Origin of the sequence: Luteimonas deserti, from assembly GCF_013425765.1 — a bacterium.
In the GTDB taxonomy this organism is placed as follows: Bacteria; Pseudomonadota; Gammaproteobacteria; order Xanthomonadales; family Xanthomonadaceae; genus Luteimonas; species Luteimonas deserti.
In genome coordinates, this window is the sequence record NZ_JACCJZ010000013.1 from 327,061 (window position 1) to 350,516 (window position 23,456).

Sequence of the window (23,456 nt, forward strand, 5' to 3'; positions counted from 1 at the left end):
CTGTTGCTCTCGTGCGCAGGGATTGCACCCTTGGCGACGGCGTCGCACGCGCTGCGTTCACCGCTGTCGCGCGAAGGTCGGGCCTTCGCCGGTGCATCCGGCGGACCCGTTCCCCACCGGAGACCCCAATGCTGGCCACTACCTACCGGCGCCCGCGCACGATGCGCATCGCGCATGTCGCCGAGCCCGAGATCGAGCATCCCAACGACGCAATCGTCCGCGTGACCCGCAGTTGCATCTGCGGTTCGGACATCCACATCTACAACGGGTTGGTGCCCGATACCCGCGTCGGTTCGATCATCGGCCACGAGTTCACGGGCGTGGTGGAGGAAGTCGGCCCGTCGGTGCGCAACCTGAAAGTCGGCGACCGCGTGCTGGTGCCCTTCAACATCTTCTGCGGCAGCTGTTTCTACTGCCAGAAGGAGCTGTACGGGAATTGCCAGAACACCAATTCGCAAGCCAGCGCGGTGGGCGGCTTCTACGGCTACACCCACACTGCCGGCGGCTACGACGGTGGCCAGGCCGAGTACGTCCGCGTGCCGTTCGCCGATGTCGGCCCGGCGGTGATCCCGGACGACATCCACATCGAGGACGCCGTGCTGCTGACCGATGCCTTTCCCACCGGCTACCAGGCCGCAGAGATGGGCAGCATCAACGAAGGCGACACGGTGGTGGTGTTCGGCGCCGGGCCCGTGGGGCTGTTCGCGGCCAAGAGCGCCTGGTTCTTCGGGGCGGGCCGGGTGATCGTGGTCGACTGCGAGGATTACCGCCTGGAGTTCGCGAAGACGTTCGCGCACTGCGAGACGGTCAACTTCCGCGAGATCGACGACATGGCGACCCATCTGAAGAAGATGACCGACTGGCTCGGCGCGGACGTGTGCATCGATGCCGTCGGCTGCGACGCCAGCGGCAGCGCCTTCCACAGCTTCACCGGCAAGATCGCGATGATGCAGGCGGGCTCGCCGATCGCCCTGCACTGGGCGATCAACAGCGCACGCAAGGGCGGGCGGATCTCGATCGTCGGCGTGTACGGGCCGACCTTCAACATGATTCCGATCGGCAACGCGGTCAACAAGGGTCTGACCCTGCGCATGAACCAGGCCAGCGTGAAGCGGCACCTGCCGCGGCTGATCGAACACATCCGTGCCGGGCACATCTCGCCGCGCGACATCATCACCCACCGCATTCCACTGGAAGAGGTGGCCGACGCCTACGACATCTTCGTCAACAAGCGCGACAACTGCATCAAGCCGGTGCTGATTCCGCCTTCCGCCCACGGTGCGGTGTGATGGCCGGCCACGAACGGGAGACGACCATGGACAATGCAAGCAAGTTCGCCCACATCCCCGGCTGGGGCGCGGATCTCGCGCGGGAGAACCGGCCGGCGGTGCCGATGGAGCGCACGCCGCCGAGGCTGGACGTGCCCTGGAGCGATCCGCCGCCGCGGCAGCCGATGAATGTCGAGATCCTCAAGTCGGTGGAGCGGCCCGATCACTCGCGCGTTTTCGGCACGCGGCTGCCGCCCAAGGGGCTGAGCGGCGTGATCCGGCGCGCCGCTTTCAAGCGCAGTGAGAACGACATCGGCCACTGGCTGATGCTGATCGCCGCGGATCGCGTCAACGTGGTCGAAGGTCTGTGCGAGGACGTGCGCCGCTCGCCGACCAAACTGGCGATCGCCGGCGCAGGGGTCGCGCTCGCAGCGTGGTGGTTGCTGCGCGACGACTGAGCCTCCTCGTCGCGGCGCGCAGACATCGTCGCGCGAGGGCATCGAGGATCGAGAACGGGCGCCGCGAGGCGCCCGTTCTGTTTTGCGTCGTGCGCATCGGGGCCCTGCCGGCGTCCGTGCGCGCCCGCGACGCTTCCGATTCCGTGCAGCCCGCGCGTCGGGCCTGCTCAGGCCGCACGTCCCGCCAGACGCCGCATCGCGCGGTATTCGCGCAGCCGGCGTCGACCCAGCCCTCGCGACAGCCACCAGGTCGCCAGCGCGCAGGCGCAGGCGGCGGCCAGCAGGGTCGTCGCCGCCTCGCGCCACGCCGCGCCGCCCCACACGAACGCGCCGGTCGCCGCGAGGCCGGCATAGCCGAGCAACGCGACGGTCGCCAGGCGCGCCAACCGCATTTCACGCAGGCTGGCACGCAGCTGGGACAGCCGGATGTGCGCATACGTGCGCACGTCGCGCGTCGCATCCGCAGGCGATGGCCGGGCATTGCGCACCACCAGCCACCACACGGCGGGCAGGTAGACCACGTAGAACGGCATCACCAGCCAGTAGGCCGGGGTGGCGGCCGCGCCCAGCAGCGGTCGGGCCAGGATCGCGATCGCAGCGAGCGTCAGTGCGATCTCCACACCGCGCCAGAGCAGGCGCTGCCGCCGGTGACGCCGCACGCGCGCTGCAAGGGCCGGCGGATCGGACAGTGGCTGCGCGGTCTGCCAGGCGCTGCGGACCAGATCGTCGAACTCGCTCATGCGGTTTCCTCCTGCGAGAGCAGTGTCTTGAGGGCGGACCGGGCACGGTGCAGGCGCACGCCGACGTTTTCCTGCGAGATGCCGAGCAACGCGGCGATCTCGCCGTAATCGAATCCTTCCAGCTGCAGCATCAACGGCTGGCGCAGCGGCAGGGGCAGGGTGACCAGGGCCTGGAACAGCCACTGGCTGCGGGCGTTGTCGGCATCGGCCGTTGTGCGGGGATCCGGAACGTCGTGCCGGTCGGGATCGAGCGGCAGCGGTGCGGGCATGCGCGTGGCACTGCGCACGTGGCTGGCACCCAGGTTGTGCGCGACACGCAGCACGAACGGCAGCAGCCGCTCGTGTTCGCGCAGCGTCGGCAGGGCCTGCCAGACCGCGAGCAGCACGTCCTGCATCAGCTCCTCGCGCAGCGCCGGATTGAGCTCGTAGCCGCAAACCGCGCGCCAGAGCTGCGGGTGGAAGGATTCGACCTGGGACCACGAAGACGGCATCGGACTCGGTTTTTCCGTGGGTGTCACGCACTCAGTCGCCGGGCGGCGGCATTTTCTTACAGGAATTTTCTGCAGGCCCACGACGTAAGAAACCGGGCGGGCCCGACGACTGAAGCGGGTACACCCACCCCGGAGTCGCTCCATGCATCGTCTCATTCCGACCTCGCTTGCCGGCCTGCTGGCCTGCGTCCCCGCGCTTGCGCCGCACGCCGCGCCGCCGCCACTCGCACTCGACCAGGTGCGCATAGTCGACATCGAAACGGGCGTCAGCGGTTCACCGCGCTGCGTGCGCATCGAGCAGGGTCGCATCGTCCGCGTCACGCGCGCCGGCAGCCGCACCTGTCGGCGCGACGCCGGCATCGTCGAGCTCGAGGGCCGCTATCTGATGCCGGGCCTGATCGACATGCATGCCCACCTCACGCTCGGCCCGCTCGAGGTCCGCCAGGACGGGGATGCGGTGGTGGGCGAAGCCCTGCCGGACGACGCGATCGCCGACCACAACGCCGCGCGCCTGGTCGGCTTCGGCCTCACCACGGTCCGCAATCCGGCCGGCGATCTCCCGGCAGCGATGCGGTACCGCGAGCGGCGCGCCCGCGGAGCGGTCACCGGTCCGGAGAGTTTCGATGCGGGCACGGTGATCAACGATGCGGACCTTCCCGGACTCGGAACCGGGGTCGCGACGGTCGCCGACGTGCAACGTGTCGTGGCCGCCCAGGTCGCGGCCGGGGCCGACTGGATCAAGCTCTACACCGGCCTGACGCCGGAGCTGCTGCAGGCCGGCATCGACGCGGCGCATGCGCATGGCCGCCCGGCGGTCGCGCATCTGGAAGACGTCGCGTGGACGGAGGCGCTGCCGATGGGACTCGACGGCATCGTGCACCTGATGCCGATCAGTCCCGATCTGCTGGCGTCCGGCGATGCCGACGCCTATCGCCAGGCGCGCCGCCCCGGCACCTTCGGGTTCTTCGAATGGTGGGAGCGTTTCGACCCGGACGGTCCGGAGGCCGACCGGATGGTCGCAGCCTTCGACCGCTACCGCCCCGTGTTCGACGCCACGCTCGTGGCCTTCCACGCCGCCTTCGTGCAGGACCAGGACGACAGCCCCTACCGCGCCGATGCGGAGCGCTACGCGCACCCTCGCCTGCTCGGGAACTGGACGTCGTTCTTCACCTTCGCACTCGGCTGGGAGGCCGACGACTTCGCGCGTGCACGCGCGGTGTGGCCGAAAGTACAGCGCATGGCGGCGCGTCTGTACGCCAGCGGCGCGCGGATGACGCTCGGCACCGACATGAGCAATCCCTGGATCGCGCCCGGCATCAGCCTGCACCGCGAGATGGACCTGCTGGCCGGGGCCGGCGTGCCGAACGCACGCATCCTCGCGGCCGGCACGCGCCAGGCGGCCGATGCGCTGGGGGCGGGCGACCGGCTGGGCCGCGTCGCGGTCGGCTACGAGGCCGACCTGCTGGTCCTCGACGGCGATCCGCTGGTGGACCTGGCGCAGGCGCGCGATGCCCACGCCGTGGTGCTCGATGGACGGTATCTCGACCGCACCGAACTGGCCGCGCTGCGGGGTGGGGAATGAGCGCGCGCCGCGGTGCCGGCCCTGGCGCTGGATCGCCCTCGGCGGCATCGTCTGCCTGCTGGCGTGGATCGCGGTCGCGGTCGGGTTCGCGCTCGGCGTCGACCGGGCGACGTGGTTTGTGCTGGTCACGGTGGCCGCGGTCGCTACCGAAGCACTGGTGTGGTTGAGCGCGCTCGTGCTGGGCCTTCGGGTATTCGAGGTGCGGCGGCGGCTGTGGCTGGCGTTGCGGTCGCGCTTCGTCCGCTGAGCGCCACGAAAAAACGGGCGCCTCTCGGCGCCCGTTTTCGATTCCACGATGACCGTTGACGCGATCAGTAACGGTAATGGTCCGGCTTGAACGGGCCTTCCACCGGCACGCCGATGTAGTCGGCCTGTTCGCGGGTCAGCTTGGTCAGCTTCACGCCGATCTTCTCCAGATGCAGGCGCGCGACCTCCTCGTCGAGGTGCTTGGGCAGCAGGTAGACCTTCTTCTCGTAGCTGTCCTTGTTGGCCCACAGGTCGATCTGGGCGAGCGTCTGGTTGGCGAAGGAGTTCGACATCACGAAGCTCGGGTGGCCGGTGGCGCAGCCGAGGTTCACCAGGCGACCTTCGGCCAGCAGGAAGATGCTGTTGCCGTTGCCGAAGGTGAACTTGTCGACCTGCGGCTTGATGTTGGTGCGCGTGGCGCCCGAGGTGTACAGCGCGTCGACCTGGATCTCGTTGTCGAAGTGGCCGATGTTGCAGACGATGGCCTGGTCCTTCATCGCCTGCATGTGCGCCAGGGTGATGATGTCCTTGTTGCCGGTGGTGGTGACGTAGATGTCGGCGCGGCCGAGGGTGTCCTCGATCGTGGTCACCTCGTAGCCTTCCATCGCCGCCTGCAGGGCGCAGATCGGATCGATCTCGGTGACGATCACGCGGGCACCGTAGTTGCGTAGCGACGCCGCCGAGCCCTTGCCGACGTCGCCATAGCCGCAGACCACCGCGACCTTGCCGGCGAGCATCACGTCCATCGCGCGCTTGAGGCCATCGGCCAGCGATTCGCGGCAACCGTAGAGGTTGTCGAACTTGGACTTGGTGACCGAGTCGTTGACGTTGATCGCCGGGATCAGAAGGGTGCCGGCCTCGGCAAGCTGGTAGAGGCGATGCACGCCGGTGGTGGTCTCCTCCGAAACGCCCTTCCACTGCGCGACGGTGCGGGTCCAGAAGTCCGGGCGCTCGGCGCGCACGCGCTTGAGCAGCGCCTTGATCACCTGCTCCTCGTGGCTGCCGCCGGTGCTGTTGACCCAGCTCTCGTCGCCCTTCTCGAGCTCGTAGCCCTTGTGGATCAGCAGGGTCACGTCGCCGCCATCGTCGACGACGAGCTCGGGGCCGATCAGCCCGCCGTTGCCGTCGGGAAAGCTCAGCGCTTCCAGCGTGCAGTCCCAGTATTCCTCCAGCGTCTCGCCCTTCCAGGCGAACACCGGCGTGCCGGTCGCGGCGATCGCGGCGGCGGCGTGGTCCTGGGTGGAGAAGATGTTGCAGGACGCCCAGCGCACGTCGGCGCCGATGTCTTTGAGGGTCTCGATCAGCACCGCGGTCTGGATGGTCATGTGCAGCGAGCCGGTCACGCGCACGCCCTTGAGCGGCAGGGCGGCGGCGTGCTTGCGGCGGATCGACATCAGGCCCGGCATCTCGTGCTCGGCGATGTCGATCTCCTTGCGGCCCCAGTCGGCCAGAGAGATGTCGGCGACCTTGTAGTCGCCCTCGGTCGAAAAGACGCGTTCGGTCTTCAGTTGTGCGTTCATTGCGTGCTCCGTAGCAGGAATGCGGGATGCGCATTCGCGATTACGGGCGCCGTTTACAGGACATCGCGCCGAGCCTGGCCGTGTAGGTGGCTCGAGCCACGTCGCGGTCGCAGCGCCCCTCGGCGGGACGGACGCCCATTCTATCGCAGCGCGGCGCCGCCGGGCTGGTCGGCCGGGAATGGAGGAGCGCGGCCCCGGGCCAGGCGTGAACAGGAGTTCAGCCTGCAGGCTGCCTCTCGGGTTTACCCCAGTAGGTCATGGGCAGCGCCATGCAGGACCATTGTCGGCATGCGCCAGCAGCGCGCCCCCGAGACGACACAAGGCGAATCGCATGCACATGCAGGTACATGACGGCGGCAGGTCCATCGCGCAGGCATTGCCGCCATCGACCCCCGATGCCAGCCGGCACACCGTGCGTGCCGGCGATACCGTCGCGTCGCTGGCGGAACGGTACATGGTCAGCCCCGAGGCGATCCACGCGGCCAATCCACAGCTGGTGTCGCCAACCGCGCAGGGCGGCAACGCGATCCAGCCCGGTGATGTCATCGAGATTCCGGCATCGCCGATGAGCGCCAGCGGCGACATCGACGGCGGCAGTGCGAACCACGCCACGACCGACCTCAAGGTGTCCGCGAAAGCGGCCGACGGCAGCATCACCTGGCAGCCCGACAGCACCGCGGTGAAGCTGACCGCCGAGCAGGAAGCCCAGCTCGGCAACAACCGCGCCGAAGGTGCGCCGGCCGGCAGCCGCGGCGCGTCGATCAGCGTCGCCAGCGAATCGTCGGTCGAAGTGCAGGAAAGCCGGGGCGATGGCACCACATCGTTCTCGGTCACCACCGGTTCGCAGGTCAGCGTGTCGGGAGAGGCGAACGCCGGTGGTCGCGGCGGCGCCGAGGTCGAGGCCAGCGCGGCGGCCGGATTCGAGGCCCGCTACAAGGTCACGTTACCCGGCGAGGATCGCAGCGTCGAGGCGGCCGCCGCGGTGAATCCGTTCGATCCGACGACGATCCCGGTCGGCGGCAGCGTCACGCTCGACAGCAGCGCGTTCACCGAGACGGCACTCGCCGGCTCCTTCCGCATGATCGGCACGGAGACCAATCTCAAGGTCTCCGACGGCGTGAGCTATACCGTCGAGCGCGTGGATGCCGCTACCGTTCGGGTCACGACCGGCCCCACCGAGACGGTCAACGCGTTCAACGGGGTCGGCCTGCGGGCCGGCGATCTGTCGGTGATGGCCGGCCGCGAGGACCAGCTGCACGGCGCGACGCTGCAGACGGCCGAGTTCGACATTGCCAGCGTGGAGGGCCAGGCTGCCTATGCGCACTTCAACGCGACCGGTCAGGTGGCCCACGAGACGCCGGGAGTCGACAACGTCGCGACGATTTCGCGCGTCGACTACTCCTCCCAGACCCAGCTGCGCGCCGGCTACGACCAGGTCAGCCTCGCGCTCGGCGGACAGGCCAATCTCGGCAGTTCGGTGCACGTGGAATATCCCGATGGATCGACGTCGCTGACCACCGATCTGAGCTACGGCGGCAACGTGCCGCTGACGATCAACCAGCGTTTCGATGCCGCGGGCAACGAACTGCCAGGCGAGCGCAGCTACGCGTTCGAGGTCAGCACCGATCGACCGTCCTACAACTGGTTCGAGCGCAATGTGCTCGGGCGCAACGAAGGCAGTGAAGAGCAGGCCAACGCCGATCTGCTGAACTGGGCGCTGACCGGCGGCGCCGCTGGCACCGGGCCGGTCGATGCGGGCCAGACGGTCACGCTGACCTTCAGCGAGTCGCAGCTCGAAGCGCTGATCGACCAGACCCGCGCGACGGTCGACGGCAACGCATTCGCCGGCGCGCACCCGGATCTGCGTGTGCTGGTCGAGGACTACAGCGGCAACCCGGTCAACGACACGATGGACTTCGCGGTCTCGCTTGCACGCAATCTGGGCAGCGATCCCTACGGCTTCGCTGCGCGTCTGCAGACGATCTCCGCGGGCGCGGACGGCAACATCGCCAACGACAGCTACGCACGTATCGATGCGGAGGTGCAGACGCGCTGATCCGCTGCACGGTTCGGCATCGATTCGATGTCAGTTTTGGGGCCGCCTTCGGGCGGCCCTGTTTTTCAGGGCGCTGCTTCGCTGGGCGCAACACGCGCCGCAGCGCAAGTGCCGAGCGTCGCGGCGTGCGCGCGGCCGTGGGGGGGAACGCGGCGGTTATGCTCGACGGCCCGTGTGCTTCCGGATCGCCTGCCGATGTCCGCAACGATTGCCCGCCGTCGCCTCTCCCTCGTCGTTTCCGCCACGCTGCTCGCCGCGGCCTTGGCCTGGGGGACGCCCGTCCTCGCGCAGGGCGCGACCGAAACCGCACCGACGACCAGCGGCTACCAGCTGCCGCCCGAGGCCCTGCAGGCGATCGTCGATGCGCCGCGTCCGCCGCGCCTGCTGTTGAGCCCGCAACGCGATCTGGTTGCGTTCCTGCAGACGCCGTCGCTGCCGGGTATCGCGGAAGTCGCGCAACCCGAGCTCAAGCTCGCCGGCATCCGGATCAACCCCAGGACCTATTCCGCTAGCCGCGCCTCGTTCGTGACCGACCTGTGGCTGCGGCCGGTGGACGGCGGCAGTGACCAGCGCATCGCCGGGCTGCCCGAGCCCTTGTCGCTCGCCTCGCTGCTGTGGTCGCCGGACCAGCGCCATATCGCCTTCAGCCAGGTCGATGTGCGCGCCGGCGAGGTGCAGCTGTGGGTCGTCGACGTCGCCACCCGCCAGGCGCGGCGCCTGCTCGCGCAGCCGCTCAACGCGGTGGTCGGCAACGGCTTCGAATGGATGCCCGACAGCCGCAGCCTGCTGGTCCGTCTGCGTCCTGATGGGCAGGGCGACATCGCCCAGGACGACGCCGTGCCTGGCGGTCCGAACGTGCAGGACACCGGCGCCGGCGGCACCGTGCAGCAGCTGCGGACCTATCAGGACCTGTTGCGCAGCGAAGCGGATGCGCGCGTGTTCGCGCACTACATCACCAGCCAGCTCGCACGCGTCGCCCTCGACGGCGCGGTGGCGCCGATCGGCGCCTCCGGCATGACCACGAGCGCGAGCGCATCGCCCGACGGACGCCACATCCTGCGCCAGCAGATCGACCGGCCGTTCTCCTACCAGGTGCCGTATTCGCGCTTCCCGCGGCGCATCGAGGTTATCGATCTCGACGGTGCCGTCCAGCACACGGTCGCGAACCTGCCGCTGGTCGAGGGCCTTCCGGTCGGCAACGACGCAGTGCCGACCGGTGTGCGTTCGGTCGCCTGGCGCAGCGATGCGCCGGCGACGCTGGCGTGGGTCGAGGCGCAGGACGGCGGCGATCCCTCGCGTGAGGTGGACGTGCGCGACATCGTCTACATGCAGGCGGCGCCGTTCCGCGGCGCGCCCCAGGTACTGGCCGAGCTGTCGATGCGCTATGCCGGCACGCAGTGGGGCAGCGGTGATCTGGCGCTGCTGACCGAGTACTGGTGGAGGACGCGGCAGATCCGCGAGTGGCGGCTGCAGCCCGATGGCGGCGCCGCACCGGCGCTGGTGCGCGATGGTTCCTACGAAGACCGCTACGCCGATCCCGGCACGGCGGTCACGATGCCCGACGCCACCGGCAACAGCCGGCTGCTGATCGCCGCCGACGGAAGCAGCATCTACCGCATCGGCGATGGCGCCTCGGACGAGGGCGATCGCCCGTTCCTCGACCGGCAGAACCTGGCCGATGGCAGCACGACGAGGCTGTTCCATTCGCAGGCGCCCTATTACGAATCACCGGCGGCGGTGCTCGATGCGCAGGCCACGCGGCTGCTGACCTCGCGCGAAACCCAGACCGAGCCGGCGAACTACGTCGTGCGCCGGCTCGATGTACCCGATGCTGCGCCGGTGCCGCTGACCGCGTTCGAACATCCCACGCCGCAGCTGCGCGACGTGCAGAAGGAGCTGGTGCGCTTCAAGCGCAAGGACGGCGTCGACCTCAGCGGCACGCTGTACCTGCCGGCCGGCTACGACGCCGGGCGCGACGGCCCGCTGCCGATGCTGATGTGGGCGTATCCGGGCGAGTTCAAATCCGCCGACGCGGCCAGCCAGGTCACCGATTCGCCGCACCGGTTCAATGCGATCGGCTTCTGGGGCCCGCAGGCGTTCCTGGCGATGGGCTATGCGGTGTTCGCCGACGTGTCGATGCCGATCATCGGTGAGGGCGCGGCCGAGCCGAACGACACCTACATCGAACAGCTCGTCGCCAGTGCGGAAGCGGCGATCGACGAGGCAGTGCGCCGCGGCGTCGCCGACCGGCGCCGGGTCGCGATCGGCGGCCATTCCTACGGCGCCTTCATGACCGGCAACCTGCTCGCGCATTCGCGCCTGTTCGCGGCCGGCATCGCCCGCAGCGGTGCCTACAACCGCACGCTGACCCCGTTCGGCTTCCAGGCCGAGGAGCGCAACTACTGGCAGGCGCAGGACACGTATCTGAAGATGTCGCCGTTCAACTACGCCGGGCAGATCAAGGATCCGATCCTGCTGATCCACGGCGAAGAGGACAACAACTCCGGCACCTTCCCGATGCAGAGCGAGCGCATGTTCGCCGCGATCAAGGGCCTGGGCGGCAATGCGCGGCTGGTGATGCTGCCGAAGGAATCGCACGGCTACCGCGCACGCGAGTCGATCCTGCACATGCTCTACGAGACCAATGCCTGGCTCGACCGGCATGTGAAGAACCGGCCGGCGGCCGCGGCCACACGCTGAGCGGCCCGGCCGGCGCCGCGCAGGCGGCTGCCGGTCGACGGGACAGGGCGACCGCGCCCCGCGGTGCGTCGGCGTCGGGGGGGGCACGGCGGAGGGCCCCGCAGTGCCGCCATCACCGGCGGTCCTTGTGGCGCGGTCGCCGTCTTCGTTCCGCGCCGCGCTCGACCCGGATCCGCCTCTCGCGCTGCGTCGTTCGAAGACCCAGCCAAGGCGGGGATCAGGCCCAGTCGGGCGTGGGCAGCTCCGCGACGGCCCGGCGCATGCTGTCGTTCCAGCTCTGTCGGATCGCGACCAGATAGGGATCGGTGTCCTCGAACCGGTGCTGCACCCCGATCTGGAAACTGTCGCGCCGGTACACCAGCAGGTCGATCGGCGTGCCCACCGACAGGTTGGAGCGGATCGTCGAATCGAACGACACCAGGCTGCACTTGGCGGCGGTCACCAGGTCGGTGCGTGCGTTGACCACGCGATCGAGGATCGGTTTACCGAACTTCGTCTCGCCGGTCTGGAAGAACGGGGTCTCCACCGAGCTTTCGATGAAGTTGCCCTCGGAATACACGAGGAACAACCGCGGCGCCTCACCCCGGATCTGGCCGCCGACGATGAAGCTGCCGGACGGATCGATGCCGCCGTCGCGAAGATAGGCCTCGTCCCGCGCGCGGATCTCGCGCATCGCATCGCCGATCGCCTGCGCCACCTGGAACATGGACTGCGCGCTGCGCAGGCTGGCGCGCTCGGGCTCCTGGCGCTCGCGGTGCTCGATGAGGTTGAGCGCGTTCTGGGTGAGCGAGAGGTTGCCTGCCGACAAGGTCACCACGACCCGGTCGCCACCCTCGGCCAGCACCCGCATCTTGCCCGCACGGCGCACGTGGTCGACACCCGCGTTGGTGCGCGAATCGGACGCCAGGACGAGGCCCTCGGCGAGATTCATTCCGATGCAGTAGGTCATGGGCGGGTTCGGCCTCGCGGTCGACGTGGGGCGGCCATTGTGCCCGCACGCGACCGGTGGGGACACCTCACCCGGTGGTCTGCCACTGCGTCTGGCGAACGACACCGGGTCCGAGCGGCGTGGCGGAGGTGGTCATGAACTGCCGGTGGATCTCGACTCCGAGACGATCGAGGCCGGTCATCGTGCCCTGCAGCCAGGCTTCCAGGCCGCCGGCGATGATCTCGTCGATGCGCGCATACCGCGACTGCGCGGCCAGCGCACCGGCGATCCGCGCCACCTCCAGCGACTCGCCGCCCGACAGCGACTGCAGCACCCGATGCAGCGAGCCCACGCAGGTCTGCAGCGAACGGGGGTTGTCCGGATTGAGCAGCATCAGCTCGGCCACCCCGGCCGGGCTCACCGAATCGCGATACAGGCGGCGATAGGTCTCGAAGGCCGACAGCGCCTGCAGCAGCGCGCTCCACTGGAAGTACTGCACGGCGTCGCGCGCTTCGCCGCTCTCTGGAAGATCGTCGTCGCTGCCGATCATGTCGAGCAGGCGGATCGCCCAGTCCGCACGTTCGATGAAGGCGCCCATCTGCAGGAAGCGGTAGCCCTCGCCACGGCCCAGCGTGCCGATGGTGATGCCGCGGAAGGAGGCCGAGCGCGACTTCACCCATTCCAGCGTGTTGCTGAGGCCCTCGTGGCGCAGGCGCAGCGCATCGAGCCGACGGATGTCGAGCCAGGACCCGTTGAGGTCTTCGTACATCTCGGAGGTGATCGCCACCCGCTGCGCGCGGGCGTTCTCGCGCGCGTAGCGGAAGCAGCTGTAGATCGAACCGGGATTGTCCGGCGACAGCAGGAGGTGGTGGACGACGCTCTCGGTGTCGAGCTGGTCGTGCTGCTCGAGGAAGGCGTCGACGATCCCGAGCGAGTCCAGCGCGCGACGCCAGGGCGCCGCGCGCGCCTTGCCGCGGTCCAGGCGCTCGGGCAGCAGCGCGATGCGCTGCGCCATGTCGAGCAGACGCGCGGTGTTCTCCGCGCGCTCGATGTTGCGGGATACCCAGTACAGATCGTTCGCGGTGCGGCAGAGCATCGGTCAGGTCCTGGTCGAGAGGCCGGCGCGCGGCGCCGTCATGACGTTCGGTGGCGCCTCGCCCACGTGGCGACGGGCGATGCGGCTCATGCTTCCATCACCCAGGTGTCCTTGGTGCCGCCGCCCTGCGAGGAGTTCACCACCAGCGAACCTTCGCGCAGTGCGACGCGGGTGAGCCCGCCGGGCACCACGTGGATCCGCCGCCCGCTGAGCACGTAGGGACGCAGGTCGATGTGGCGCGGCGCGAGGCCGCTTTCGACGAACGTGGGGCAGGTGGACAGCGACAGCGTGGGCTGGGCGATGTAGTTGCCCGGGTCGGCGAGGATGCGTGCGCGGAACTCCTCGATCTCCGCCCGGGTCGACGCGGGGCCGACGAGCATGCCGTAGCCGCCGGCGCCATGGACCTCCTTGACCACCAGTTCCGGGAGATGCTCGAGCACGTACTTCAGGTCGTCCGGATTGCGCAGCTGCCAGGTCGGCACGTTGTGCAGGATCGGTTCCTCGCTGAGGTAGTAGCGGATCATCTCCGGCACGAAGGGATAGACCGATTTGTCGTCCCCGACACCGGTGCCCGGCGCATTGGCCAGGGTGACGTTGCCGGCGCGGTAGGCATCGAACAGGCCCGGCACGCCGAGCATGGAGTCGGGGCGGAATACCGTGGGATCGAGATAGTCGTCATTGATCCGGCGATAGATCACGTGCACCCGCTGCGCCCCGCGGGTGGTCTGCGCATAGACCATGTCGTGCTGCACGAACAGATCGGCACCCTCGACCAGTTCCACACCCATCTGCTGGGCGAGAAACGCATGCTCGAAATACGCGGAGTTGGCGGCGCCGGGGGTCAGCACCGCGACCACCGGATTGTCGATATTGGCCGGCGCGCACTGGCGCAGGACGTCGAGCAGGGCGTCGGGATAACGTTCGACCGGCGCGATCTGCTGGCGCGCGAACAGTTCCGGCGTCAGCCGGGCCATCATGCGCCGGTTCTCGAGCATGTAGGACACGCCCGAGGCCACCCGGAGGTTGTCCTCCAGCACGTAGTACTCGCCGTCACCGGCGCGCACGAGGTCGATGCCCGAGACGTGCGAATACGTGTCGCAGGCGATCTTCAGGCCCTGCATTTCCTTGCGGTATTCGCTGTTCGCGAGCACCAGCGCCGGTGGAATGCGCCCGTCGCGCAGGATGCGCTGCTCGCCGTAGACATCGCCGAGAAACAGGTTCAACGCATGCACGCGCTGGCGCAGGCCCGCCTCGAGCATCTTCCATTCCGGGGCGGGCAGGATGCGCGGCACGATGTCGAACGGAATCAGGCGTTCGTTGCCCGACTCCTCGCCGTAGACCGAGAACGTGATGCCGACGCGGTGGAACGAGACCTCGGCCTCGCGGCGCTTGTGCGCGATCTCGTCGCCCGGCGTGCGCTGCAACCAGTCGTTGAACACCCCGTAGTGCGCGCGCACCGCGCCGGTGGGGTCGTGCATCTCGTCATAGGCAGGCCGCATCGCGCACACGCTCCGGTCGATCGCGAAGCAGGCCGCTCCGCCGGTGCAGCATGCGTCCCACGTCATGCAGGACAGGTGAGGCCCCGGCTGCGCACCCCGCGACACGCGGCCCGATGGGCGCGCGGCAGCCGCAAACGCACACGGGCCGCATGCGCGGCCCGTGTCGTCCCGATCCGGCGGCAGCCGATCTACTTCAGCTTGGCGTCCGCGCGCAGCGCATCGGCACGGTCGGTCTTCTCCCACGAGAACGCGGTGGCCGCGATCTGCGCGCCGGCGCCATCGGTATAAGCGAACTCCTTCGGCTTGCGGCCGAAGTGGCCATACGCCGCCGTCTGCTGGTACATCGGGTGGATCAGGTCGAGCATCTGGATGATGCCGTACGGGCGCAGGTCGAAATGCTTGCGGATCAGCTTCTCGATCGTCGCGTCCGGCACCTTGCCGGTGCCGAAGGTGGTGACCGAGATCGAGGTCGGCTCGGCGACGCCGATCGCGTACGACACCTGCACCTCGCAACGGTCGGCGAGGCCGGCCGCGACGACGTTCTTGGCGACGTAGCGCGCGGCGTACGCGGCCGAGCGGTCGACCTTCGACGGATCCTTGCCCGAGAACGCGCCGCCACCGTGGCGCGCCCAGCCGCCGTAGGTGTCGACGATGATCTTGCGGCCGGTCAGGCCGCAGTCGCCGACCGGTCCGCCGATGATGAACTTGCCGGTCGGATTGATGTGGTACTTGGTGCCCTTGTGCAGCCACTTCGCCGGCAGCACGGGCTTGATGATCTCCTCGCGGACGGCCTCGATGAGGTCCTTCTGCTTGATGCCCGGATCGTGCTGGGTCGACAGCACCACGGCGTCGATCGCGGTCGCCCTGCCATCCTCGTAGCGCAGCGTGACCTGCGACTTCGCATCGGGACGCAGCCAAGACAGGCTGGAGTTCTTCTTCTTGCGAACCTGCGCCTGGCGCTCGACCAGACGGTGCGACAGATGGATCGCCGCCGGCATGAAGCTGTCGGTCTCGTTGGTCGCGTAGCCGAACATCAGGCCCTGGTCACCCGCGCCCTGTTCTTCCGGCTTCTTGCGGTCCACGCCCTGGTTGATGTCGGGCGACTGCTTGCCGATCAGGTTCAGCACGCCGCAGGTCTCGCCGTCGAAGCCCACGTCCGAGCTGTTGTAGCCGATGTCGAGGATCACCTTGCGGGTCAACGCTTCGAGATCGATCCAGGCACTCGTGGTCACCTCGCCGGCGACGATCGCCACGCCCGTCTTGACCAGGGTCTCGCAGGCGACGCGCGCGCGCTTGTCCTGCTGCAGGATGGCGTCGAGCACCGCGTCGGAAATCTGGTCGGCGATCTTGTCCGGATGGCCTTCGGAGACCGACTCGGAGGTGAAGAGATAGCTGGACATCAGGCCTATATCCCTATATTCGGATGAAAAGATGGCCGGGGATGATACACGTCGCCGGGCCTGCCCGCATCTTGGCCGGGTGGATGTTGCCGCCCGGTTAAGCGCCGCCGTTGCGGTGCGCAGGCGGACCCTCGACAATCCGGGCATGCAACCCATGACCGATCAGGCGCTCGATACGCTCGAGATGCTGCTGGAAACGCAGGCCGCGCCCCACGGCGGCATGTCCCTCGAAATGCTCGACGGCTATCTCTCGGCACTGGTGGTCGGGCCGGTGACGCCTTCCCCGGAGCAGTACACCGGTGCCATCTGGGGCGACGGGCCGGCGCCGGACGAGGACCAGGCGCGCACGCGCAGCGAGCTGGTGACGGGTCTCTGGCACCACATCAGCTGGCGCGTGGCCCAGCCGCTGCCGGAAGAGGACGAGACCGACGACGAGACCAGCGATCCGCTGATGCCGCTGGTGCAGTTTCCGGCCGGCGATGCCGAGGCGGAACCCGAGGATGGCAGCGTGCCTGAGGCACTGGTGGACTTTCCGGCGGGCGCGGAGTGGGCACAGGGCTTCTTCGCCGGGGTGGGTCTCGCGGAACAGGCCTGGGACGGCTGGATCGACGACGACGAGGATCTCGCCGACGACGTCGCGATGCTGTCGCGGCTGGGGCTCTACAGCGCCGAGCACGCGAAGGACGTGGGCGTCGACGCCGACGAGGTCCCCGGCTTCGAGGAGCGCCTCGAGATGATCGGTGCGATTCCCGAAATCCTCGCCCACTGTCATGCACTGCGTCTGGCGTCGTCGGGTGCGCGCGGCGACGGCGCCACGTTGCACTGAAGCTCCGGGTGTCCTGACGGAGCGCTGCGCATGGATTCGCTGACCCAGGTCGTGCTCGGGGCTTCGGTGGCGGCGGCGGTGGTCCCGGCCGCGCACCGCCGCGTCGCCCTGCTCGCCGGCGCGGCCTTGGGCACGCTCCCGGATCTCGACGGGCTCCCGATCGCGCTGTTGACCGACGATCCGGTCCTGCGCATGACCTTGCACCGGGGCCTGACCCATTCGCTGCTGGTGCTGCCCGTGTTCGGCGCCGCGCTCTGGTGGCTGTTCCGGCGGTTCGGTGCCGGACGCGTCGCGGCGTCGCCGGTGCGCTGGTTCTGGGCGATCCAGCTGGCCCTGGTCACGCATCCGCTGCTCGATGCCTTCACCGTCTACGGCACCCAGCTGCTGTGGCCGTTCCGGCCGTCGCCCGTGATGTGGTCGAGCGTCTTCATCATCGATCCGCTGTACACGGTGTGGCTGCTGGTCGGGGTCGTGGTCGCGGCGGTCGCCGGGCCGCGGGTGCTCGGCCGTCGCGCGCTGGCGGCGGGCCTGGTGCTGAGCACGCTGTATCTCGGCTGGTCGCTGGTGGCCAAGGGTCTGGTCGAGCGCGACGCGGATCGCGCACTGAGTGCGATGGGCCTCGGCGATGCACCGCGGTTCTCGGTGCCGATGCCGGCGACGACCCTGCTCTGGCGCGTGGTCGCGATGACCGACGAGGGATATGTCGAAGGGTTCCGTTCGCTCGCGGTGGATCGCGGCCCGATGCGCTTCGACGCCTACGGGTCGGATGTCGAGGCGCTGCGCGCGAATGCGGCCTTGCCGGCCGTACAGCGGCTGGCGTGGTTCAACCGTGGCTTCATGGGTGCACGGGTGGTGGACGGCAGGCTGGAGCTCAGCGACCTGCGCATGGGCAGCGAGCCGGACTACTTCTTCCGGTTCACCGTGGCCGAGACAGGGACGGGGGGCTGGCGGGCGGTGCCGCCGGAACAGGCGCCGATGTCGCGCGATCTCGGCGAGACCTGGCGCGCGACCTGGGCCCGGATCTGGCGCGATCCGGGGCAGCCGGACGTGGACGGTGGCGACGCGGCCGGCAGGCCCTGACCTGCGCGCGACCGCGTCGCCGGGCGTGCAGGATCAGGCGGCCAGGCTGCGCCCCGTATCGCCCGCGGCCAGCGCGTCGAAGTAGTCCCGGGTCAGCGCGAGCTGCATGGCGGCGGTCTCCGCCCGGTTGACGACGCTGCGGAAGGCCGCGTTCTCGGGGCGGTCCTTGGCGTACCAGCCCAGGTGCTTGCGCGCGATGCGCACGCCGGAGGCTTCGCCGTAGAACGCATGCAGCGCTTCGAGATGGTCGAGCAGGATGTCGCGGATCTCGGTCAACGTCGGCGGCGGCAGATGCGTCCCGGTTGCGAGGAAGTGGGCGATCTCGCGGAAGATCCACGGCCGGCCCTGGGCCGCGCGACCGACCATCACCGCGTCGACGCCGGTGTGCCGCAGCACCGCCAGCGCCTTCTCCGGCGAATCGATGTCGCCGTTGGCGAGCACGGGAATCGACAGCGCGGCCTTGATCGCGGCGATCGTGTCGTACTCCGCCGTGCCGGTGTAGTGCTGGTCGCGCGTTCGCCCGTGCACCGCGAGCGCGGCGATGCCGGCGTCTTCGGCGATGCGCGCGATGGTGGGCGCGTTGCGGTGCTCGGTGCACCAGCCGGTGCGGATCTTCAGCGTCACCGGCACGTCGACCGCGCGCACCACCGCGTCGAGGATGCGCGCGACCAGCGCCTCGTCCTGCATCAGCGCCGAGCCGGCCCAGGCGTTGCAGACCTTCTTCGCCGGGCAGCCCATGTTGATGTCGATGATCTGCGCGCCGTGGTCGACGTTGTAGCGCGCGGCGTCGGCCAGCATCGTCGGCTCGGTGCCGGCGATCTGCACGCCGACCGGCGCCGGTTCGCCATCGTGGTCCATGCGCCGCAGCGATTTCTCGGTCTGCCAGAAGCGCGGATCACTGATCGTCATCTCCGACATCGCCAGTCCCGCGCCCAGCCGTTTGCACAGCTGGCGGAACGGCTTGTCGGTGACCCCGGCCATCGGCGCCAAGACCACGTTCGGTTCGATGCGGTACGGCCCGATCTGCATGGCGCCATTGTCGCCGATCGGGCGTCGGGGCGTTGCGGGTCCGAGGTGAGAGGGTGGGCCGCGAAGCACGCCTGGCTCGACAGCAGTTCCAGCGCACGCTGCCGTCCGTGAGCCGGCGCAGCCGTCGCTCGCGACGCTCGAGCGCCAGGGCATCCCGCGCCGGCGCCGGGCTCCTGCATCGACCGCTGGAACTCCGGACCGATCAAGGCCGGCATCCTTCGCCCGCCGGCGACCACGTGCAGCCTGGGGCCTGCCGCCGGCATCGCCGAGGCGCACGCCGCCGGGCCGGCCCAGCCCGTCGCGTTCGCTGCGCGCGTCGAACGGCGCGCCGCGGCGGATGCCGCCGCCATCGAAGCGCATGACGCGGACGTGCCGGGCGCCGGGCGCCGTCGATCTCTCCGGAGCGTGCGGCGGGCGGGCAGGCGCGTCCGGACTTCGTCGAGGAGCGTCGGTGCATCCGGGGTCGCCGGCCACAGGGCGCGGGTGAGGACGTCAGCCTGGTGGAGCATCCCGTCGCCAGGGGTCCACCGCGTTCGCCGGTGCCACGGATGCCGGCAGGCAGAGCGCCAGCGCGCGCGTGCGGCTGCGCAGGGCCGGGGTTAGGAGATCTCTACCGCGAGATGCGGCATGCCCGACGCCGCACCGACGTGCTGGGTCGATTGCGCCGCGTACCGGTTGGCGAACCGCACGTGCAGGGCGAAGGCGCGTTCCGGCGCGGCCGCATACGACGCCGCCAGCGCGCCGTTGAACGCATCGCCCGCGCCGGTGGTGTCGACCGGTTCCACCCGGTCGGCGGGCACCCGGTAGAACGCCTCGGCGTCGCCACGGGTGAGATCCTCCCGATGGGACACGAAGGCACCCGCCGCGCCCAGGGTGACGACGACGCTGCCACGCGGCAGCAGCGTGCGGCACAGGCGATGCAACTGCGCGTCCGATGTGGCGACCAGGGCGTCGCTGTCGACGCGATGGCTGGTGTGGCACTCCAGCAGGGCGGTGAACTCGGTTTCGTTCGGAGTGAGGATGTCGGCTGCGGCCAGCAGCTCCCGCAGACATTCGGCATTCGCCGGCGCGGGATTGAGCATGGTCATGGTGCCGCCGGCACGCGCGAGCCGCATCGCCTCGAGCACCGCATCGAGTGGCGATTCCAGCTGGGCCAGCAACAGGCGCGCCCCCGCCAGCACCGGGGCCTGGCGACCGACCCAGGCCGCACCCAGGTCGGCGTTGGCGCCGGCGCCGATGACGATGGTGTTGTTGCCCGCCTCGTCGACATAGATGCCCGCCGTGCCGGTGGCATGGGCGCTGTCGTGGACCCGCAGGGCGATCCCGTCCGATTCGGCCAGCGTCCGCGCCTGGCGTCCACCGTCGTCGTTGCCCAGCGCGCAGAGAAACGCGGTGGACGCGCCCGCGCGCGCGGCCGCGACGGCCTGGTTGAACCCCTTGCCGCCAGGGCCGGTGTGATAGCGGCCGGCCAGGGTCTCGCCGCGACGCGGCAGGCTGCGGCAGTTCCAGACGTGGTCGACGTTGAACGAACCGACGACGACGACGTGATGGGGTGCGGTCATGGGTGAGCAGCCGGAGGACGGTCAGCAGGGTGCAAGCAACAGCCGTGCCGGCAGTCGATCAGGCGGATACCGCGGTCAGCACGCCGGCGATCGTCGCGGTCATCATCGTGGCGATGGAACCGCCGAGCACCGCGCGCAGGCCCAGTCGCGCAAGGTCCGCGCGCCGTTCCGGGGCGATGCCGCCGATGCCGCCGATCTGGATCGCGATCGAGCTGAAATTGGCGAAGCCGCACAGCGCGTAGGTGGCGATCAGTGCGGCCTGCGGGCCGATCGTCGTGCCGGGCACGTTGCCCTGCAGGATCTCGCCCAGCTGCACGTAGGCGACGAACTCGTTGAGCACGACCTTGGTGCCGATCAGGCCGCCGACCGTCGACGCATCCTCCCAGGGCACGCCGATCAACCATGCCAGCGGCGCCAGCGTCCAGCCGAGCAGGGCCGACAGATCGGTCGGGCGCCCGAGCACGCCCTGCAGGCCGGTGATCTCGCCCAGCCAGATCAGCGGCGCGTTGAGCAGCGCGATCAACGCGATGAAGGCCAGCAGCATCGCGCCGACGTTGAGCGCCAGCTTCAGACCATCCGCGGCACCCGCGGCGGCGGCGTCGATGACGTTGGCCGTGGTCTTCTCGACGTTCACCCGGACAGCGCCGAGGGTCAGCGGGGTCGCGGTCTCGGGCACGAGGATCTTGGCGATCACCAGGGTGGCGGGTGCGGCCATGATGCTGGCCGTGATCAGGTGCTTGGCGTACACCGCCTGCTGCACTGGATCGTTGCCGCCCAGCAGCAGCACGTAGGCACCGAGTACGCCGCCGGCGATCGTCGCCATGCCGCCGACCATCAGCGTCAACAGTTCGGAGCGGGTCATGCCGGCGATGTAGGGGCGCACCACGAGCGGCGCCTCGGTCTGGCCGATGAAGGCGTTCGCGCACACCGAGAGGGTTTCGGCGCCCGACACGCGCATCAGGCGCGTGATCACCCAGGCCATGCCCTGGACGATCTTCTGCATCACGCCCAGGTGGTAGAGCACGCTCATGAAGCTGGCGAAGAAGATGATCGTCGGCAGCACCTGGAAGGCGAACACGAAGCCGAATTTTCCGGCATCGCTGAAGTCGCCGAAGATGAAACGCGCGCCTTCGGTGGTGAAGCCGAGCAGTCTGACGAATCCGCTGGACAGGGTGTCGAACACGCTGGCGCCCCAGGGGGTCAGCAGCACCAGACAGGCGATGACGATCTGCAGCAGCAGGCCCGTGCCGACCAGACGCCAGTCGATGGCCCGGCGATTGCTGGAACACAGCCAGGTGATGCCGAGCAGCACGGCGAGACCGAACAGGCCGAACCCGGCCCGCAGCAGGAAGTCCATGGTCGCGTGGCCCCCGGGCCCGTCGTCGAGTCGCGCAGCCTAGTCGAGCGCGCGGGCCCGGGCAACCATGCCCGGAGTGAAGGGCGTGTCGTTCATCGGCTGCCCCGCAGGCACGCGGACGCCGCCGCCGGCTGCTTACACTGGCGGGCCGTCCCGCAGGAGGTCTCATGCAGTATCGACGTCTCGGCAGCTCCGGTCTTCGCCTCTCCGCGCTGTCGCTCGGCGCATGGGTGACGTTCGGGCGTCAGGTCGGCCGAGGCCAGGCACGCGAGCTCGTCGCCGCGGCCTGGGATCACGGCATCAATTTCTTCGACAACGCAGAGGGCTACGCCAACGGCGATGCGGAGCGGGTCATGGGCGACGTCATCGCCGACCTGCGTCTGCCGCGCGACGGCTATTGCGTATCGAGCAAGGTGTTCTTCGGCTCGGCTGCCGACCCGCGGCCCACGCAGCGCGGCCTGTCGCGCAAGCATGTGCGCGATGCCTGCGACGCGGCACTCGGGCGGCTGCGGGTCGACCATCTCGATCTGTACTTCTGCCATCGCCCCGACCCCGATACGCCGGTAGCCGAGACGGTGTGGGCGATGGACACGCTGATCCGCCAGGGCAAGGTGCTGTACTGGGGCACCTCGGAATGGCCGGCGGCGGCGATCCTGGAGGCAGCGGAGATCGCGCGTGCGCATCATCTCCACGGGCCGTCCATGGAGCAGCCCGAATACAACCTGCTGCGCCGCGCGCGCGTGGAACGGGAGTACGCGCCCGTCTGCGAGGCGCTCGGCCTGGGCCTGACCACCTGGTCGCCACTCGCCTCCGGCCTGCTCACCGGCAAATACGCCGACGGCGTGCCGGGCGACAGCCGCCTCGCGCAGCCCGGACTCGACTGGTTGAGGCGCAGCGTGCTCGACGGGGATGCGCAGAGCCCGGACGCGCCCCTCCGGCGAGCGGAGCAGGTCGTCGCCGTGGCCCGCGAACTCGACGTCGCACCGGCCGCGCTGGCGATCGCCTGGTGCCTGCGCAATCCGCAGGTGACCTCGGTCCTGCTCGGCGCCAGCCGGCTCGAGCAGTTGCTGCAGAACCTCGGCGCGCTCGATCTGCTCGACAGCGTCGACGCCGACACGTGGCGTCGGCTCGGCGCGATTGGAGGGGAGGGGCGCAGCGCGCCCGTTTGATCCGGGGCGCTGCAGGCCTTCCGTGCACCCGGGCTGAGGCAGGTGTGCGCCATCGGGGTGTCCGACTGCCGGATCTTCCGCGAGCCAGTCACGTGCGCGATCCGGACGCCAGCCGAGGGAGACACACCGCAACTCACGCTTGACGCCAGAATGAGAATCAATATCATTCAATCCTCTTCCCTCGAGGATCCCGCCATGTTCCATGTGAGTCAGTTGAGTGATGTCCCGACGTCCTCGCACGCATCCGCCACGCACGATCGTGGCGGTCGGTTCGCGACCCCGCCGGCGCTGGTGGAGCTGGACAGCGCGGATCTGCTCGGCGGTCGCCGCGAGGTGCTGATCCGCCACGGCAACGAGACCTACCGTCTGCGCCACACCCGCAACGACAAGCTGATCCTGACCAAGTAGACCCCGGTTCGGTCGCGCGCGCCGCCCGGCGCGTGCGTGCC

Annotated in this window: 20 protein-coding genes and 1 riboswitch; of the genes, 10 read left to right on the forward strand and 10 right to left on the reverse strand. The window is 69.4% G+C overall.

Annotated elements, in window-relative coordinates; all coding sequences use genetic code 11:
• Positions 1–128: 128 nt before the first annotated feature.
• Both H0E82_RS06740 and H0E82_RS06745 read left to right on the forward strand, forming a co-directional pair.
• Complete coding sequence (locus H0E82_RS06740; protein ID WP_180544674.1) at positions 129–1,289, forward strand: zinc-dependent alcohol dehydrogenase; 1,161 nt, start codon at positions 129–131, stop codon at positions 1,287–1,289.
• A 26-nt stretch (positions 1,290–1,315) separates the two neighbouring features.
• Entirely contained in the window at positions 1,316–1,726 is a 411-nt protein-coding gene (locus H0E82_RS06745; RefSeq protein WP_180544675.1) for a hypothetical protein, read from the forward strand.
• Positions 1,727–1,893: 167 nt separating this feature from the next.
• On the opposite strand, the gene H0E82_RS06750 is transcribed toward H0E82_RS06745, so the two are convergent.
• Together H0E82_RS06750 and H0E82_RS06755 are read right to left on the reverse strand one after the other, a co-directional pair.
• Complete coding sequence (locus H0E82_RS06750) at positions 1,894–2,466, reverse strand: hypothetical protein (RefSeq protein ID WP_180544676.1); 573 nt, start codon at positions 2,464–2,466, stop codon at positions 1,894–1,896.
• The gene (locus H0E82_RS06755) at positions 2,463–2,957 is read right to left on the reverse strand and encodes an RNA polymerase sigma factor (RefSeq protein ID WP_180544677.1); all 495 of its coding nucleotides are present in this window, start codon (positions 2,955–2,957) and stop codon (positions 2,463–2,465) included. The genes H0E82_RS06750 and H0E82_RS06755 overlap by 4 nt, the downstream gene beginning before the upstream one ends.
• Positions 2,958–3,099: 142 nt before the next feature.
• Here H0E82_RS06755 and H0E82_RS06760 point away from each other — a divergent pair, with 142 nt between their 5' ends.
• Both H0E82_RS06760 and H0E82_RS06765 read left to right on the forward strand, forming a co-directional pair.
• Positions 3,100–4,539 (forward strand): amidohydrolase family protein, encoded by a 1,440-nt coding sequence (locus H0E82_RS06760; RefSeq protein WP_180544680.1) that lies wholly within the window; start codon positions 3,100–3,102, stop codon positions 4,537–4,539.
• A complete protein-coding gene (locus tag H0E82_RS06765; protein ID WP_180544681.1) occupies positions 4,487–4,786 on the forward strand; it encodes a hypothetical protein in 300 nt (99 codons plus the stop codon). Before H0E82_RS06760 ends, H0E82_RS06765 begins: the two co-directional genes overlap by 53 nt.
• A 64-nt stretch (positions 4,787–4,850) precedes the next feature.
• Here the strand turns inward: H0E82_RS06765 and ahcY are convergent, their stop codons facing one another.
• Positions 4,851–6,305: an adenosylhomocysteinase gene (gene ahcY, locus H0E82_RS06770; protein ID WP_180544682.1), complete on the reverse strand. Its 1,455-nt coding sequence runs from the start codon at positions 6,303–6,305 to the stop codon at positions 4,851–4,853.
• 37 nt (positions 6,306–6,342) lie between these two features.
• Positions 6,343–6,432: riboswitch (S-adenosyl-L-homocysteine riboswitch) on the reverse strand.
• Between the two features lie 210 nt (positions 6,433–6,642).
• On the opposite strand from ahcY, the gene H0E82_RS06775 reads away from it, so the two are divergent.
• Together H0E82_RS06775 and H0E82_RS06780 are read left to right on the forward strand one after the other, a co-directional pair.
• Positions 6,643–8,361, forward strand: a complete 1,719-nt coding sequence (locus H0E82_RS06775; protein ID WP_180544683.1) for a LysM peptidoglycan-binding domain-containing protein — start codon at positions 6,643–6,645, stop codon at positions 8,359–8,361.
• A gap of 195 nt (positions 8,362–8,556) precedes the next feature.
• On the forward strand, positions 8,557–11,061 hold the full coding sequence (locus tag H0E82_RS06780) for a S9 family peptidase (protein WP_180544684.1): 2,505 nt from the start codon (positions 8,557–8,559) through the stop codon (positions 11,059–11,061).
• Between the two features lie 217 nt (positions 11,062–11,278).
• Here H0E82_RS06780 and H0E82_RS06785 read toward each other — a convergent pair whose 3' ends face one another.
• The 4 genes from H0E82_RS06785 to metK form a co-directional block, all read right to left on the reverse strand.
• Positions 11,279–12,010: a proteasome-type protease gene (locus tag H0E82_RS06785; protein WP_180544685.1), complete on the reverse strand. Its 732-nt coding sequence runs from the start codon at positions 12,008–12,010 to the stop codon at positions 11,279–11,281.
• A 67-nt stretch (positions 12,011–12,077) separates the two neighbouring features.
• Entirely contained in the window at positions 12,078–13,085 is a 1,008-nt protein-coding gene (locus H0E82_RS06790; RefSeq protein ID WP_180544686.1) for an alpha-E domain-containing protein, read from the reverse strand.
• Between the two features lie 86 nt (positions 13,086–13,171).
• Entirely contained in the window at positions 13,172–14,584 is a 1,413-nt protein-coding gene (locus H0E82_RS06795; RefSeq protein WP_180544687.1) for a circularly permuted type 2 ATP-grasp protein, read from the reverse strand.
• Between the two features lie 188 nt (positions 14,585–14,772).
• The gene (metK, locus tag H0E82_RS06800) at positions 14,773–15,984 is read right to left on the reverse strand and encodes a methionine adenosyltransferase (RefSeq protein WP_180544688.1); all 1,212 of its coding nucleotides are present in this window, start codon (positions 15,982–15,984) and stop codon (positions 14,773–14,775) included.
• A 145-nt stretch (positions 15,985–16,129) separates the two neighbouring features.
• Between metK and H0E82_RS06805 the strand changes: the two genes are divergently transcribed.
• Positions 16,130–16,810 carry a YecA/YgfB family protein gene (locus H0E82_RS06805; RefSeq protein ID WP_180544689.1) on the forward strand — a complete coding sequence of 227 codons (681 nt, stop codon included), beginning with the start codon at positions 16,130–16,132 and terminating at the stop codon, positions 16,808–16,810.
• 30 nt (positions 16,811–16,840) lie between these two features.
• Positions 16,841–17,890 (forward strand): metal-dependent hydrolase, encoded by a 1,050-nt coding sequence (locus H0E82_RS06810; RefSeq protein ID WP_180544690.1) that lies wholly within the window; start codon positions 16,841–16,843, stop codon positions 17,888–17,890.
• Positions 17,891–17,923: 33 nt separating this feature from the next.
• Here the strand turns inward: H0E82_RS06810 and dusB are convergent, their stop codons facing one another.
• The 3 genes from dusB to H0E82_RS06825 all read right to left on the reverse strand — a co-directional run bounded on the left by dusB (position 17,924) and on the right by H0E82_RS06825 (position 21,838).
• Positions 17,924–18,919 carry a tRNA dihydrouridine synthase DusB gene (gene dusB / locus H0E82_RS06815; RefSeq protein WP_180544691.1) on the reverse strand — a complete coding sequence of 332 codons (996 nt, stop codon included), beginning with the start codon at positions 18,917–18,919 and terminating at the stop codon, positions 17,924–17,926.
• 599 nt (positions 18,920–19,518) lie between these two features.
• Positions 19,519–20,481 (reverse strand): ribokinase, encoded by a 963-nt coding sequence (locus tag H0E82_RS06820; protein WP_180544692.1) that lies wholly within the window; start codon positions 20,479–20,481, stop codon positions 19,519–19,521.
• 58 nt (positions 20,482–20,539) lie between these two features.
• Positions 20,540–21,838, reverse strand: coding sequence for a NupC/NupG family nucleoside CNT transporter (locus H0E82_RS06825; RefSeq protein WP_180544693.1), 1,299 nt, complete (start codon positions 21,836–21,838; stop codon positions 20,540–20,542).
• A gap of 167 nt (positions 21,839–22,005) precedes the next feature.
• Between H0E82_RS06825 and H0E82_RS06830 the strand changes: the two genes are divergently transcribed.
• On the forward strand, positions 22,006–23,007 hold the full coding sequence (locus H0E82_RS06830; RefSeq protein WP_180544694.1) for an aldo/keto reductase: 1,002 nt from the start codon (positions 22,006–22,008) through the stop codon (positions 23,005–23,007).
• 195 nt (positions 23,008–23,202) lie between these two features.
• A complete protein-coding gene (gene hemP / locus H0E82_RS06835) occupies positions 23,203–23,415 on the forward strand; it encodes a hemin uptake protein HemP (protein WP_180544695.1) in 213 nt (70 codons plus the stop codon).
• Positions 23,416–23,456 lie beyond the last annotated feature (41 nt).

Excerpts from the sequence above, each read along its gene's own strand:
- H0E82_RS06785 (WP_180544685.1), bottom strand. The coding sequence starts at position 12,010 with ATGACCTACTGCATCGGAATGAATCTCGCCGAGGGCCTCGTCCTGGCG.
- H0E82_RS06745 (WP_180544675.1), top strand. The coding sequence starts at position 1,316 with ATGGACAATGCAAGCAAGTTCGCCCACATCCCCGGCTGGGGCGCGGAT.
- H0E82_RS06795 (WP_180544687.1), bottom strand. The coding sequence starts at position 14,584 with ATGCGGCCTGCCTATGACGAGATGCACGACCCCACCGGCGCGGTGCGC.
- H0E82_RS06765 (WP_180544681.1), top strand. The coding sequence starts at position 4,487 with ATGGACGGTATCTCGACCGCACCGAACTGGCCGCGCTGCGGGGTGGGG.
- metK (WP_180544688.1), bottom strand. The coding sequence starts at position 15,984 with ATGTCCAGCTATCTCTTCACCTCCGAGTCGGTCTCCGAAGGCCATCCG.
- H0E82_RS06760 (WP_180544680.1), top strand. The coding sequence starts at position 3,100 with ATGCATCGTCTCATTCCGACCTCGCTTGCCGGCCTGCTGGCCTGCGTC.
- hemP (WP_180544695.1), top strand. The coding sequence starts at position 23,203 with ATGTTCCATGTGAGTCAGTTGAGTGATGTCCCGACGTCCTCGCACGCA.
- H0E82_RS06805 (WP_180544689.1), top strand. The coding sequence starts at position 16,130 with ATGCAACCCATGACCGATCAGGCGCTCGATACGCTCGAGATGCTGCTG.
- dusB (WP_180544691.1), bottom strand. The coding sequence starts at position 18,919 with ATGCAGATCGGGCCGTACCGCATCGAACCGAACGTGGTCTTGGCGCCG.
- H0E82_RS06810 (WP_180544690.1), top strand. The coding sequence starts at position 16,841 with ATGGATTCGCTGACCCAGGTCGTGCTCGGGGCTTCGGTGGCGGCGGCG.
- H0E82_RS06755 (WP_180544677.1), bottom strand. The coding sequence starts at position 2,957 with ATGCCGTCTTCGTGGTCCCAGGTCGAATCCTTCCACCCGCAGCTCTGG.
- H0E82_RS06775 (WP_180544683.1), top strand. The coding sequence starts at position 6,643 with ATGCAGGTACATGACGGCGGCAGGTCCATCGCGCAGGCATTGCCGCCA.
- H0E82_RS06825 (WP_180544693.1), bottom strand. The coding sequence starts at position 21,838 with ATGGACTTCCTGCTGCGGGCCGGGTTCGGCCTGTTCGGTCTCGCCGTG.
- ahcY (WP_180544682.1), bottom strand. The coding sequence starts at position 6,305 with ATGAACGCACAACTGAAGACCGAACGCGTCTTTTCGACCGAGGGCGAC.
- H0E82_RS06780 (WP_180544684.1), top strand. The coding sequence starts at position 8,557 with ATGTCCGCAACGATTGCCCGCCGTCGCCTCTCCCTCGTCGTTTCCGCC.
- H0E82_RS06820 (WP_180544692.1), bottom strand. The coding sequence starts at position 20,481 with ATGACCGCACCCCATCACGTCGTCGTCGTCGGTTCGTTCAACGTCGAC.
- H0E82_RS06740 (WP_180544674.1), top strand. The coding sequence starts at position 129 with ATGCTGGCCACTACCTACCGGCGCCCGCGCACGATGCGCATCGCGCAT.
- H0E82_RS06830 (WP_180544694.1), top strand. The coding sequence starts at position 22,006 with ATGCAGTATCGACGTCTCGGCAGCTCCGGTCTTCGCCTCTCCGCGCTG.
- H0E82_RS06750 (WP_180544676.1), bottom strand. The coding sequence starts at position 2,466 with ATGAGCGAGTTCGACGATCTGGTCCGCAGCGCCTGGCAGACCGCGCAG.
- H0E82_RS06790 (WP_180544686.1), bottom strand. The coding sequence starts at position 13,085 with ATGCTCTGCCGCACCGCGAACGATCTGTACTGGGTATCCCGCAACATC.